General features: G+C 68.6%; 12 protein-coding genes. 8 read left to right on the forward strand and 4 right to left on the reverse strand.

All coding sequences use genetic code 11. From position 1 onward, the window contains the following. Nucleotide 1: 1 nt before the first annotated feature. The 3 genes from ACVCMG_RS14000 to ACVCMG_RS14010 all read left to right on the forward strand — a co-directional run bounded on the left by ACVCMG_RS14000 (nt 2) and on the right by ACVCMG_RS14010 (nt 3856). Nucleotides 2-841 carry an SDR family oxidoreductase gene (locus tag ACVCMG_RS14000; RefSeq protein ID WP_447114397.1) on the forward strand — a complete coding sequence of 280 codons (840 nt, stop codon included), beginning with the start codon at nt 2-4 and terminating at the stop codon, nt 839-841. A gap of 172 nt (nt 842-1013) precedes the next feature. Then, on the forward strand, nt 1014-3323 hold the full coding sequence (gene mrcB / locus ACVCMG_RS14005; protein ID WP_447098183.1) for a penicillin-binding protein 1B: 2310 nt from the start codon (nt 1014-1016) through the stop codon (nt 3321-3323). A gap of 2 nt (nt 3324-3325) precedes the next feature. Beyond that, nucleotides 3326-3856, forward strand: coding sequence for a tetratricopeptide repeat protein (locus ACVCMG_RS14010; protein WP_447114398.1), 531 nt, complete (start codon nt 3326-3328; stop codon nt 3854-3856). Nucleotides 3857-3875: 19 nt separating this feature from the next. On the opposite strand, the gene ACVCMG_RS14015 is transcribed toward ACVCMG_RS14010, so the two are convergent. Together ACVCMG_RS14015 and ACVCMG_RS14020 are read right to left on the reverse strand one after the other, a co-directional pair. After that, nucleotides 3876-4265 (reverse strand): MAPEG family protein, encoded by a 390-nt coding sequence (locus tag ACVCMG_RS14015; RefSeq protein ID WP_395120064.1) that lies wholly within the window; start codon nt 4263-4265, stop codon nt 3876-3878. A 68-nt stretch (nt 4266-4333) separates the two neighbouring features. Then, nucleotides 4334-4882, reverse strand: a complete 549-nt coding sequence (locus ACVCMG_RS14020) for a redoxin domain-containing protein (protein WP_395120063.1) — start codon at nt 4880-4882, stop codon at nt 4334-4336. 109 nt (nt 4883-4991) lie between these two features. On the opposite strand from ACVCMG_RS14020, the gene ACVCMG_RS14025 reads away from it, so the two are divergent. Continuing rightward, nucleotides 4992-6932 carry an ATP-dependent DNA helicase gene (locus ACVCMG_RS14025; RefSeq protein WP_447114399.1) on the forward strand — a complete coding sequence of 647 codons (1941 nt, stop codon included), beginning with the start codon at nt 4992-4994 and terminating at the stop codon, nt 6930-6932. A 96-nt stretch (nt 6933-7028) separates the two neighbouring features. Here the strand turns inward: ACVCMG_RS14025 and ACVCMG_RS14030 are convergent, their stop codons facing one another. After that, nucleotides 7029-7958 carry a hypothetical protein gene (locus ACVCMG_RS14030; RefSeq protein ID WP_447114400.1) on the reverse strand — a complete coding sequence of 310 codons (930 nt, stop codon included), beginning with the start codon at nt 7956-7958 and terminating at the stop codon, nt 7029-7031. Nucleotides 7959-8252: 294 nt separating this feature from the next. Between ACVCMG_RS14030 and ACVCMG_RS14035 the strand changes: the two genes are divergently transcribed. After that, nucleotides 8253-8639, forward strand: a complete 387-nt coding sequence (locus ACVCMG_RS14035) for a VOC family protein (protein WP_447114401.1) — start codon at nt 8253-8255, stop codon at nt 8637-8639. A 97-nt stretch (nt 8640-8736) separates the two neighbouring features. Next, nucleotides 8737-9360 carry a glutathione S-transferase family protein gene (locus tag ACVCMG_RS14040; protein WP_447106643.1) on the forward strand — a complete coding sequence of 208 codons (624 nt, stop codon included), beginning with the start codon at nt 8737-8739 and terminating at the stop codon, nt 9358-9360. 196 nt (nt 9361-9556) lie between these two features. On the opposite strand, the gene dmeF is transcribed toward ACVCMG_RS14040, so the two are convergent. Further along, nucleotides 9557-10495 (reverse strand): CDF family Co(II)/Ni(II) efflux transporter DmeF, encoded by a 939-nt coding sequence (dmeF, locus tag ACVCMG_RS14045; RefSeq protein ID WP_447115420.1) that lies wholly within the window; start codon nt 10493-10495, stop codon nt 9557-9559. Nucleotides 10496-10549: 54 nt separating this feature from the next. Between dmeF and ACVCMG_RS14050 the strand changes: the two genes are divergently transcribed. Further along, complete coding sequence (locus tag ACVCMG_RS14050; RefSeq protein WP_395120057.1) at nt 10550-10819, forward strand: metal/formaldehyde-sensitive transcriptional repressor; 270 nt, start codon at nt 10550-10552, stop codon at nt 10817-10819. Between the two features lie 323 nt (nt 10820-11142). Next, complete coding sequence (locus ACVCMG_RS14055) at nt 11143-12768, forward strand: S53 family peptidase (protein ID WP_447114402.1); 1626 nt, start codon at nt 11143-11145, stop codon at nt 12766-12768. Nucleotides 12769-12864: the final 96 nt, after the last annotated feature.

Genomic DNA, 12864 nt, shown 5'->3' on the forward strand with positions numbered 1-12864 from the left:
CATGACGGTGCTGGTCGTCGGCGGCAGCAGCCAGATCGGCCACTTCCTCCTGCCGCACCTGCGCGCCACCGGTGAGCCGGTGCTGGCGCTGAGCCGGCATCCGCGGCCCGCGCGCGACGGGGTGCAGTGGCTGCGCGGTACCCTGCCGCACGACATGCCGACGTTGCCCGAACTGTCGGCAATCATCAGTTTCGGTCCCTTGCTGGCGCTGGCCGAATGGCTGGCCCATGCCAGCCTGGTCGGCGCGCCGAGGGTGGTGGCCACCAGTTCGATGAGCGCCGAAAGCAAGCGGGATTCGGTGGTGCCGGCCGAGCGCGCGATCGCGCGCCAGCTGCGCGAGGGCGAGGCTGCGCTGGCCACCGCCTGCGCCCGCCACGGCTGCGCGTGGACCGTGCTGCGGCCAACCCTGGTGTATGGCGCCGGGCTCGATCGCAGCCTCACCCCGATCGCGCGCCGTGCGCTGCGCACGCGGTTGTTTCCGATCCCGGCCGCGCGTGGCCTGCGCCAGCCGGTGCATGCCGACGACGTCGCGCAGGCAGTGCTGGCCGCGCTGGATTGTCCCGCCTCGGCGGGACGCATCGTGCCGATCGGCGGCGGCGAACGGCTGCCGTATCCGCAGATGTTCGCGCGCGTGCGCGACAGCCTGCCGCGCGCCACCGTGACAGTGCCGCTGCCCGCCTGGTTGTTGCGGCTGCTTGCTCGCACGTGCCCGCCGCTGCGTGGCCCGCTGAGCCGGCTGGACCGCGATCTGGTCGCCGACAACGGCGAGTTGCAGCGCTTGCTGGGCATTCACCCGCGGCCGTTTCGGCCGGATGCGGGGACGTGGCAGCCACCGGCGTAGGGCGGGCATGGCCCGCCGCCCGGAACGCCAAGGCATGCCCAAAACCGGCGGGCAGTGCCCGCCCTACCATCCACATGCCCGGGAATTGCCCGCAAAACCGCCGCGGCGTTCATGGGCGCGCCGGGATGCACGCCCTATCATCGGGAAACCTGATCGCCGGATTCCGCCGCCCTTGAGCTTCCTCGACCGTACCCGTTCCCTCGCCCGCCGCAGCTGGCCGTGGCTGCGCATTCCGTGCTGGATCGGCCTGGGCCTGCTGGTCGGTTTCGTGTTGCCGTACGTGCTGGTGCTCAACAAGCGCGTGCAGGATCGTTTCAACGACCTGGTGTTCGCGGTGCCCACGCGGGTGTATGCGCGGCCGCTGCCGCTGCAGGCCGGCGAGCCGATGACCAGCGCCGCGCTGGAACTGGAACTGACCTTCGCCGGCTACAGCCACGACGGCAAGGGCCAGGTGCCCGGCAGCTGGATGAAGCAGGGCAGCCGCTACACGATCTCCTCGCGTGGCTACGCCGGCCCCGACGGCGGCGAGTTGCCCAAGCGCATCGTGGTGACCCTGGGCGGCGGCGAGGTGGCCTCGGTGCACACCGCGGCGGACAAGCAGCCGATCAAGCAGACCCATCTCGACCCGGCGCGCATCGCCACGCTGTACGGCGCCAGCCAGGAGGAGCGACGCTTCGTGCAGTTGCGCGACGTGCCGCCGCTGCTGGTCAAGGGCCTGCAGTCGGTCGAGGACCGCAATTTCAAGAACAACATCGGCATCGACTTCGGCGCGATCGCGCGCGCGGCGCTGGCCAACCTGCGTGCCGGCCACACCGTGCAGGGCGGTTCCACGCTGACCCAGCAGCTGGTGCGCAACCTGTTCCTGAGCCGCGACCAGACCTTGACGCGCAAGATCAACGAGGCGCTGATGTCGCTGCTGCTGGAGGCGCACTACAGCAAGGGGCGCATCCTGGAGGCCTACGTCAACGACGTGTTCCTGGGCCAGCAGGGGGCGCAGGCGGTGCACGGTTTCGGCGCCGCATCGGAGTTTTATTTCGGGCGCCGGCTGCAGGAGCTGCGGCCGCAGGAGATCGCCTTGCTGGTCGGCCTGGTGAAGGGGCCGAGCTACTACGACCCGCGCCGCGCACCCAAGCGCGCCCTGGCGCGGCGCAACCTGGTGCTGCAGGAGTTCTTCGACACCGGCCTGATCAGCGCCGCGCAGCTCAATGCGGGCCAGGCTGCGCCGCTGGACGTGATCAAGAACGGCCAGCTGCCGCACAACCGCTTCCCCGCGTTCATGGATCTGGTGCGCAAGCAGATCACCACCGACTTCGACGAGAAGGCGTTGCGCGAAGGCAACCTGTCGATCTTCACCACGCTGGACCCGGCCGCGCAGCTGTATACCGAGCAGGCGATCACCAGTTCGCTCAAGGGCCTGGGCAAGCGCGGCGACGGCGTGCAGGCGGCGGCGGTGGTGACCGATGCGCACACCGGCAGCGTGCTTGCCGTGGTCGGCAACCGCAATCCGGGCGAGCCGGGTTTCAACCGCGCGCTGGACATCCGCCGGCAGATCGGCTCCACGATCAAGCCGTTCGTCTACCTGGTCGCGCTGACCCAACCCGAGCGCTGGAACCTGGCCAGCATGATGGACGACAGCCCGATCAGCATGCGCCAGCCCAACGGCAGCATGTGGACGCCGCAGAACGACGACCACCGCAGCCACGACCCGCTGATCATGGTCGACGCGCTGGCGCATTCGTGGAACCTCGCCACGATCCACCTCGGCATGGCGGTGGGCTTGCCGCGCATCCGTGCGTTCCTCGAATCGTTCGGGCTCACCGACGTCAATCCAAGTCCCTCGCTGCTGATCGGCGCGCTGGACCTGTCTCCGCTGCAGGTGGCGCAGCTCTATCAGTATCTGGCGGCGGATGGTCACGCCTTGCCGCTGCTGGCGGTGCGCGGCGTGCTCGACGGCAGCGGCCGCACGATCAAGCGCTACCAGGTGCAGCCCGGTCCCGGCGAATACCAGGAGGCGGTGCGGCTGACCACCTGGGCAATGCAGCAGGTGGCCGAGTACGGCACCGCCAGCGCGATCGGCAACTCCGCGCTGGCTTCGCTGCACGCCGCCGGCAAGACCGGCACCAGCAACGACATGCGCGACAGCTGGTTCGCCGGCTTCACCGGCGACCACCTGGCGGTGTTCTGGATGGGCCGCGACGACAACAAGCCGACCACGCTGTTCGGCGCCAGCGGCGGCTTGCGCGCCTGGCGCGACCTGTTCGCCAAGCTGCCCACCACGCCATTGTCCGCCGCGCCGGGACCGGGCCTGGAAATGGCCTGGATCAACCCCGCCGATGGCCGCCGCACCGAGCCGCAATGCCAGGGCGCGCAGCAGGTGCCGGTGGTCGCCGGCAGCCTGCCGGCCGATGCCGAGGGCTGCTTCTGGCAAAGCCTGTTCGGCGGCGACACCGCCACCCCCGCTCCCTCGACCACCACGCCGTGACCATGCCCATGACTTCCCGACGCCTCGCGCCGCTGCTGCTGTCGGCGCTGCTTGCCACCCTGGCCGGCTGCAGCCTGTTTCGTTCCTCGCCGGCACCAGCGCCGGCGGCCGCACCGGAGCATGACGCGGTGGCGGCGATCCGTGCCGCCGGCGCGCACGACGATTCGGTCATCGACGTGAAGCCGCTGCGCGACCCGGCCGTGGATGCGCTGATGGTCCAGGCGGAACAGGACGAACGCAGCGGCAACTACACTGCCGCCGCCGCCACGCTGGACAAGGCGCTGCAGATCAGCCCCGATGCGCCCGACTTGCTGCAGGAGCGCGCCGAGATCGCGATTCGGCTGAAGAATTTCGTGCGCGCCGAAAAGCTGGCGCACAAGTCGTGGACGCTGGGCCCGCGCCTTGGTCCGCTGTGCGCGCGCAACTGGCAGACCATCGTCGAGACCCGCTTGCAGGCGAACGACACGGTCGGCGCGTCGACCGCGCGCAAGTGGGTGCAGCAGTGCCGCAAGGCGGGTGTGCCCCGGTATTGAGCGGCGGGGCCCCGGCCGCTCAGAGCAGCGCCACCAGCAACAACACGATGCCGGCGAGGCTCACCGCCCAGACCAGCGTGCGCAGGTAGGGAATGCCGGCGGCATACACCGGCACGTAGAGCACGCGTGCCCAGAAATAAAGTTGCGCACCGAGCACGGTGAGCGGGTCGTGCTGCTGCATCACCTGCGCGGCCAGCACCGCGGCGGCGAACAACGGGAAGGTTTCCAGGAAGTTCGCGCGGGCACGATCGAGCCGTCCGCCGACGCCGGTCAACGGCGGCTTCACCTCGTCGCGCGCGCTGGCGATCCAGCCGAGCCCGCGCTGGCCGATCGAACAGCTCGCCGCCAGGGCGATCTGCACCAGCCCCAGCACCACACTCCACAGCAGCATGCAAAGTTCGGTCGTCACGACGTACTCCTCCGGCGATGGTGGGCGCATGGTGAATCCAGCCGCGGCTTCTCGCCAGTGGCCCCGGGCTACGCCGCGCGGCGGCTGCGATCCTGCCGCAGCAGGCTTTCGACCCGCTGCAGCGGAATCCGGTCGCCGGCGTCGCGGCCGTAGTAGGCCTCCACGATGCGGCCGCGGCCGTCGATCAGGAAATCCGCCGGCATCAGGTTGCCGGTGTTGAGGCCGGCGAAACCGACCAGGCGCAGGCCGCGGATCAGGGTCGGCACCCGCGTCACGATCGCCTTGAACTTGCGCCATAGCGAACGCTCGATGCCGTAGACCTCGTGCGCACGCGAGGTGGGGTCGGCCGCCAGCGGAAACGGCCGCGGGCGGTGGCCGGCGAAGCGCAGCACCTCGGCTTGCGAGGCGCTGAACACCGCCACCACGTCCAGCCCGCGCTCGGACAATTCCTGGTGCCGCTGGGTCAGCTCGTAGATGCGGAAATTGCAGAACGGGCAGGCCGCATCACGGAAAAACGAGAGCAGGGTAAGCCGACCGGGTTGGCTGGTCGCGATGGCCTGGCCGTGGATGTCGACCAGGTCGAGTACGGGTGCGGTTTCGGGTGCGAACAGTCTCACGGCTGCCTCCTTGGAGTGGCGGGCGGGTGGCATGCCAGTGGATGCGCCGGCCACCGTCGCGGTTCCCGCGCCGCTTTGTCGACGGCAGTCGCTCGGCCATAATCGGCGGATGATCGCTCCCGACGACACCGTGTCCGACGACGACGTCGGCGCCTTGCTCGGTGCCGACGGCCCGTTCGCCCGCGAGCTGCCGAACTTCGCGCCGCGGCTGGCCCAGCAGGCGATGGCGCGGGCAGTGCAGCAGGCCATCGCCGGGCGCGACACGCTGGTTGCCGAGGCCGGCACCGGCACCGGCAAGACCTACGCCTACCTGGTGCCGGCACTGCTGTCGGGCGAGCGCGTGATCATCTCCACCGGCACCAAGTCGCTGCAGGACCAGCTGTACTTCCGTGACCTGCCGAAGGTGCGCTCGGTGCTGGGCGCACGCCTGAAGACGGCGCTGCTGAAGGGTCGCGCGAATTATCTCTGCCTGTACCGGCTCGACCAGACCGTGCGCGATGGCGGCAGCCTGGCGCCGGCGCAGGCCGCGCAGCTGGCGACGATCCGCGCCTGGTCCGCGCGCACCCGCCGCGGCGACCGCATGGAGCTGGCCGAGGTGCCGGAGGAGTCGCCGCTGTGGCCGCGGGTCACCTCCACCGCGGAAAACTGCCTCGGCGTGGAGTGTCCGTTCTACGAGGACTGCCACGTGTTCAAGGCGCGCCGCGAGGCGATGGAGGCGGACGTGGTGGTGGTCAACCATCACCTGCTGTTCGCCGACCTCGCGCTGAAGCAGGAAGGTTTCGGCGAGATCCTGCCGGGCGCGACGGCCTTCATCCTCGACGAGGCGCACCAGATTCCCGAGCTGGCCGGCCAGTTCTTCTCGCAGAGCATCAGCGCGCGGCAGCTCACCGACATGGCGCAGGACGCGCTGACCGAATGCAGCGGCATCACCGGCGCGATCGGCCTGCTGCTGGAACCGGTCGAGGCATTGCAGAACGCGCTGCGCAAGCTGCGCCTGGCGCTGGAGCCGCTGCCCTCGCGCGGCGCCTTCGCGCTGCTGGAGGATCGCGCCGAGGTGCGCGTCGCACTGCACGAACTGGGCGAACTGCTGGCCACGCTGGCCGAGCTGCTCGCCTCGCAGGCCGAGCGCTCGCGTGGCTTCGCCAACCTGCACGAACGCGCCGCGCTGTTCGGCGGGCGGCTGGAGCGCATCATCGAGACGCATGGCGACCAGGACGTGCGCTGGTACGAAACCTTCCCGCGCGGCTTCGCGCTGTACGCCACGCCGCTGGATCTCGCCGCGCCGATGCGCGGCCTGCGCGAACGCACCCAGGCGGCGTGGATCCACACCTCGGCCACGCTGTCGGTGGCCGGCAACTTCGACCACTTCGCGCGCCAGCTCGGCCTGGACGAGCCGCAGACACTGAGCCTGGACAGCCCGTTCGATTACGCGCACCAGGCGCTGTGCTACCTGCCCGCTGGCCTGCCCGACCCGAACGCACGCGACTACACCGAGCAGGTGATCGAGGCGGTGCTGCCGGTGCTGCAGGCCTCCAACGGCCGTGCCTTCCTGCTGTTCACCTCGCACCGCGCACTGCGCCGCGCCGCCGAGCTGCTGCAGGACAAGGTGCCATGGCCGCTGTTCGTGCAGGGCAGCGCGCCGCGGCCACGGCTGCTGGAGGAGTTCCGCGCCAGCGGCCACGGCGTGCTGCTCGGTGCGGCCAGTTTCTGGGAAGGCGTCGACGTGGTCGGCGAGGCGCTCAGCGTGGTGGTGATCGACAAGCTGCCGTTTGCCGCGCCCGACGATCCGGTGCTGATGGCGCGCCTCGCCGCGCTCGAACAATCCGGCATCAATCCGTTCATGGGCTGGCAGGTGCCCAGCGCCGTGATCGCGCTGAAGCAGGGCGCCGGCCGGCTGATCCGCAGCGTGCACGATCGCGGCGTGCTGGTGTTGTGCGACCCGCGCCTCACCGGCAAGGGCTACGGCAAGCTGTTCCTCGCCAGCGTCCCGCCGATGCCGCGCACCCGCGAGCTGGCTGACGTGCAAGCCTTCTTCGACCTGCCGTCGTAGGGCGGGCGCCGCCCGCCAGCCTTTGCTTCACAGACCCGGCCGAAGACCCGCGCTGGCTGCCGGCACGCCCTGACAGCCGTCGTGTTGCCCGGGCAGCTACGGATTCGGATATGGCAGGGTTCGAGGCACGACCTTGAGGGAAAAGTCGATGTAGCGATGCTCGGCCGGTACCGTGTTGTGGCCGACCCACTCGCCGCTGCGGGTCCACACGGACTCGTCCGGACTGATCGTCATGCCGCCGGCGGGCAGACCCTGCGTCATCTGGTCGGGTCGGTTGCGCGGGCCATCGCAGAGCGTCAGCGAATGATTGATGAACTCGGATTCGCCGGTGTCGTAGGTTCTGACGGCAAAGGCCGAATAGACGCTGCCTTCCAGCGACTCCGGCGACCTCTCCTCATGCTTGCGAGTGCCATCGGTGCTTGCGACATCGAGAGTCCAGTTGCCGGACATCGGCGCATCAAAACCCACTTCAATGCAGGTGCCGTCGCCGTCCGGCATGGTTCCATCGCGGGTGGGGACGGACAGCGTGATCCCCCGCAGCTTGCCGCTGGCCTGCACGGTTTCCTTCGTGGTGATGGTTTCGCCGTGTACCACGGCACGCCCGGTGCGCAGGCCCTTCAGGCTCACCGTGCCGGACGCAGGGGCGGGAAAGGGAGGCAGTTCGTCTTCGCGCGCTGGATGGAACATGTACTGGTTGTAGCCGAACTCCTTCCATGTACAGGCGAGCAGGTCTGCGGAGCCTTGGACGAGCGCGTGCATTTCGGTTCGATTGCTTGCGGTGCCGTCGTTGTCGTTGAATTCGTTGAGGTAGTCGACGCGGTAGCGCAATTCCACGTGCACCTGGATCAGGCGCGCAAAGGGAACAAGCGCACCGGTTTCGGCATCGACCGAACTGCAGGCTTCCGACAGGTCAGGGCTGTTGGCGGGGTTTGCCGGTGGTGCTTCCCCGGCATCCTGCGGTTGCATGCACGCGGCGAGGGGAACGGCGAGCAGGATTGCCAGCGTGACGAGCTTGTTGCGTTTCATCCGATTCCATTCGTACCGAGGTCGAGGCGGGCGGCGCAGATGATACGGGAACAGGGCGCGGCTCGTTGACCCGCATTTCGCGAACCGGCAATCAGGATGCAGGCCTGAGCCGGCGGCGGCTTGAGGTCTCCGGAACAGGAACAAGGGGACGAAGGCAATGAGAGCTCCTTGTCCTGTCCTTGTTGATACTCTCCCCCTTATCTGCATGGCCGGGGAGCGGCGGGCAGCGCCCGCCCTGCCCGTGACGCGCCGGGATACGATGGGCCGGAACATCCGACGCGACAGGACAACGACATGGCCAAGGTCACCGGACTGGGCGGCATCTTCTTCAAGTCGCGCGATCCCGCCGTGCTCGCGGCGTGGTACGCGAAACATCTCGGCCTGGATGCCGAGGCATGGGGCGGCGTGCGCTTCGACGAGGACGAACAGCGGCCCGGCTACACGCTGTGGTCGCCGTTCGCGGCCGCCACCAGCTACTTCGGCGCGGGCCCGCAGTCGTACATGATCAACTTCCGCGTCGACGACCTCGACGCGCTGCTGGCGCAATTGCGCGCCGATGGCGTCCAGGTGGACGAGCGCGTCGACGAAAGCGAGTTCGGCCGCTTCGGCTGGATCACCGATCCCGAAGGCACCCGCATCGAACTGTGGCAACCGCCGGCCCAGGCCCCGACGGCGGCTTGAAGTTCGCCGCTGCCGCCGGCATCTGGACAGGACGTGCTGCTGCACGCCATCTCGCCGCGTCTGCCACGCGACGTCCGCTTCACCCAAGGAGACATCCATGAAGCTTTACAGTTTTTCCGGCTCGTGCGCGCTGGGCGCCAACATCGTGCTCGAATGGATCGGCCGGCCCTACGAATTGCAACTGCTGCAGAAGAATGATCTGGCGAGTCCGGCGATCCGCGCATTGAACCCGAACGGCCAGGTGCCGATCCTCGTCGAAGACGGCTGGGCGCTCAACGAGAACGCCGCCATCCTCAACTACCTTGCCGACAAGTTCCCCGCCGCGAAGCTGGGCGGCGAACCCACCCCGCGCGGCCGCGCCGAGGTGAACCGCTGGCTGGCAATGATCAACTCCGACGTGCACCCGGCGTTCAAACCGCTGTTCGGCGCCACCAGCTACCTTGGCGACGAGGCGATGATCGAGAAGAGCAAGGACGCCGCGCGCCAGCAGCTGCGCACCTGGTTCGAGCGGCTGGACAAGCACCTGGAAGGACGCGACTGGCTGGCCGGCGAGCGTTCCATTGCCGACCCCTACCTGTTCGTCACCCTGCGCTGGACCCACGCGGTAAACGTCGACCTTGGCGGCCTCGCCAACTTGCAGGCATTCGAGCGACGCATGCGCGCCGACGCCGGCGTGCAGCGCGCGCTCAAGATGCAGCAGCTCGACCAGGCCCAGGGCTGAACAGCCGCGACGGGGTTGCCGTGAAACGGCCCTGGCGAGCACCCGGCAGGGGCCGCCGGGATGGCGGCAGCGCGGCGAGGGGTATTTCCTGCGCCGCCGTCATTTTCGTCCGTCTCTTCGGAAGCGTGGCGCGTGTCTCGCAGGGCGGATAGATGCCCGCGCCGCGCATCCGCAACGTGGATGCCGAGTGGTTGCCTCAGGCCGCCGCAATCTCGACCGTCACGTGCACCAGTTCCTCGTGGATGGCCAGTTGTTGGCGGACTTCCTCGGCGCTGATCGGCGTGGTGGCCACCAGACCGAGGATGCAGGCGTAGCTGTCGCGGCCGACGCGCCAGACGTGCAGGTCGCTGACCGCCGCCGTGGCGAACTGATCGCGCACCACGTCGCGGATTTCATCGGCCACCGGCTGGTCCATCTCGGCGTCCAGCAGGATCTTGCCGGACTCGCGCAGCAGGCCGAACGCCCAGCGCGCGACCAGGATCGAGCCGACGATGCCCATCACCGGATCGAGCCAGGCAGCACCGTATAGCTTGCCGCCGACCAGCGCGACGATGGCCAGCACGGAAGTTGCCGCGTCCGCGATGACATGCAGGTAGGCCGCGCGCAGGTTCACGTCATGATGATGGTTGTCGTGCCCGTGGCCGTGATCGTGTCCATGCGCGTGCCCGTGCGCGTGGGGGTGCTCGCCCTTCAGCAGCCATGCGCACAGAAGGTTGACGCCCAGGCCGAGCACTGCGATCAGGATCGCGTCGTCGTAGTGGATCGTGGCGGGCACGAACAGCCTCTCCAGCGACTGCACCATCATCAGCGCGGCAACCACGGCGAGCAGCAGGGCGCTGCTGTAGCCGCCGAGTATCTCGATCTTCCAGGTGCCGAAGGCGAAGCGGCCGTCCTTCGCGTAGCGCCTGGCCAGCGCATAGGCCATCACCGAAAGTCCCATCGCCAGCGCATGCGAACTCATGTGCCAGCCGTCGGCCAGCAGGGCCATCGAGTTCAGCCAGTAGCCGCCCGCGATCTCCACCACCATCATCGCCGCCGTGATGTACACCACGCGCCGCGTGTTGCGCTCCGCCGTGGCGTCGACGTGGTTGAACTGGTGGCTGTGGGTGAATGCGGAGACGTCGGGGGCGGGCATGCTGCGTGCTCTGGTCATATACTCCCCTGCAGTATATGACGGGAGGCAGTCGCCGTGTCGCACATCCAGGAAAACCGCCGGAAGCTGGTCGCCCGCGTGCGCCGCATCAACGGCCAGCTGGCCTCGCTCGAACGCGCCATCGAAGGCGACACGGAATGTGGCGCCGTGCTGCAGCAGCTGGCAGCCGTGCGCGGCGCGGTCAACGGGTTGATCCTGCAGGTGATGGAGGGCCATCTGCGCTCGCACGTGGCCGGCCGCGGCAGCAGCAAACGGCAGGACGAACTCCTCCCGGTACTGGCGGTGTTGCGCAGCTACCTCAAGTAGCGGCGGTGCCTGCAACGGCATTTGCGGGCACCGAAGGACTCACCGTCATCGGCGGGCCTGATGGCCAGGTGCGGCAAGCCGGATTCGACCGCCTCGCCGCCTGTCGCGATTTCATGCGTTTCCGCAAGCTTTTGCGAATCAACCACTTGCATGCGTTTTTTTGACGGCTGCACGGATTATTCGCCGCCCCCGCGTGTTAGCGTCGAGGACTGGCGAGGCCAGGGATTCGTTGGGTGGGACCAGGGCCGCGTCACGGGATTCCGATTCGTCAATGACCGGAATTTTTCTGTTCGCACCATCAACCTCGGGGATCAACCATGCAGATGAAGAAGACTTCGCTGTGTCTGGCAATGGGGGCAATCTGGGCGCTGGCGTCCACGGTCGCAGCGGCGGCCGGCGTCGACTCGACGTGGAAGACGACGGCCACGCATGCGCACGTGCCGGCCGCGTCGGTGAACATGAGCAGCCTGGTGGCATCCAGCATGCCGCTGCACGTGCAGGTGACGCTGAAGATCCGGAACAAGGGTGCGCTCGACGATTTCATCGCCGCCGCACACAACCCGGCCAGCCCGCTGTTCCGCGCCAAGCTGCAGTCGAGCGACGTGGCCGCGAACTTCCTGCCGAGCCAGGCGCAGGCGCAGGCCGTGGCCGATTACCTGAGCCAGGCCGGCTTCAGCCACGTCAGCATATCGGCCAACCGCCTGCTGGTTTCGGCGGACGGTACCGCCGGCAATGCGGGGGCCGCGTTCGGCACGCGCTTCGTCAAGGCCACCGACGAGCACGGTCGCGCCGCCTTCGCCAACATCGACGACGCCAAGGTGCCGGCGGCACTGGCCGACGTCGTGCTGTCGGTGAGCGGCCTGCAGACGGTGACGCATCCGCACACCATGCTGGCCAAGGCTTCGACGCAGGGACGCGTGGAGAAGGGCCGGCCGGGCGGTGGTGGCGGCGCGACCCTGGTCGGCCACAACCCGACCGCGTTTCCGACCATCTACAACGTGGGCGGCACCCCGACCGCTTCCACGGTCACGGTGGGCATCATCAGCGATGGCGACATGACCCAGCCGCTGAAGGATCTCAACCAGTTCACCAGCACCAACGGCCTGCCGGCAGTGAACACGCAGGTGGTGACGGTGAGCACGCCGGGTACCGACACCAGCGGCACGCCCGAGTGGGATCTGGACAGCCAGGACATCGTCGCGATGTCCGGCGGGGTCGGCAAGCTGATCTTCTACGCGGCCAACTCGCTCTCCAACAGCGATCTCACCGCCGCGTTCAACAAGGCGGTGAGCGACAACCAGGCACAGGTCGTCAACGTCTCGCTCGGCGAATGCGAAACCAGCGCCTACCAGGACGGCTCGATGGCGGCGGATGACCAGATCCTCGCGCTGGGCGTGGCGCAGGGCCAGACGTTCTCCATCTCGACCGGCGACTCCGGCTCGAACGAATGCACCAAGAAGCCGACCGGCACCACGCCGAGCTACCCGGCCAGTTCGCCGTACGTGGTGGCGGTGAGCGGTACGTCGCTGAGCACCGGCGCGTCGAACAGCTGGGTGAGCGAGACACTGTGGAGCGGCGCGGGCGGCAGCCCGAGTACGGTCGAACCGAAACCGAGCTGGCAGACCCAGGGCGGCGGCACTACCCGCGACGTGGCGGATGTGGCCTTCGACGCCGATCCCAACTCCGGTGCGATCATCATCGTCAATGGCAGCAATGCGCAGTACGGCGGCACCAGCCTGGCGGCACCGCTGTTCGCGGCCACCTGGGCCCGCATGCTCGCGGCGCATCCGACGCTGGGCTTCGCCGGGCCGCACCTGTACAGCGTATCCACCGCCAGCTATCACGACGTCACCTCCGGCAGCAATGGCGGTGAGACGGCGACGGTCGGCTGGGACTACGCCAGCGGCTTCGGCAGCGGCATCGTGAGTGCGCTGAACGCGGCCCTGTAAGTTCCGCGAGGCACCTGCGAGGGCGTCCGCCGGGAGGCGGGCGCCCTCGTCGCGTCTGGATGTTTTTGCATTCGAGGGCAGGAGCGCTCGCTCGCC

Source organism: Rhodanobacter sp. UC4451_H18 (assembly GCF_052978225.1).

Coding starts and splice junctions, on each gene's coding strand:
- ACVCMG_RS14000 (WP_447114397.1), top strand. CDS start 2: ATGACGGTGCTGGTCGTCGGCGGCAGCAGCCAGATCGGCCACTTCCTC.
- ACVCMG_RS14010 (WP_447114398.1), top strand. CDS start 3,326: ATGCCCATGACTTCCCGACGCCTCGCGCCGCTGCTGCTGTCGGCGCTG.
- ACVCMG_RS14025 (WP_447114399.1), top strand. CDS start 4,992: ATGATCGCTCCCGACGACACCGTGTCCGACGACGACGTCGGCGCCTTG.
- ACVCMG_RS14030 (WP_447114400.1), bottom strand. CDS start 7,958: ATGAAACGCAACAAGCTCGTCACGCTGGCAATCCTGCTCGCCGTTCCC.
- ACVCMG_RS14035 (WP_447114401.1), top strand. CDS start 8,253: ATGGCCAAGGTCACCGGACTGGGCGGCATCTTCTTCAAGTCGCGCGAT.
- ACVCMG_RS14040 (WP_447106643.1), top strand. CDS start 8,737: ATGAAGCTTTACAGTTTTTCCGGCTCGTGCGCGCTGGGCGCCAACATC.
- dmeF (WP_447115420.1), bottom strand. CDS start 10,495: ATGCCCGCCCCCGACGTCTCCGCATTCACCCACAGCCACCAGTTCAAC.
- ACVCMG_RS14055 (WP_447114402.1), top strand. CDS start 11,143: ATGAAGAAGACTTCGCTGTGTCTGGCAATGGGGGCAATCTGGGCGCTG.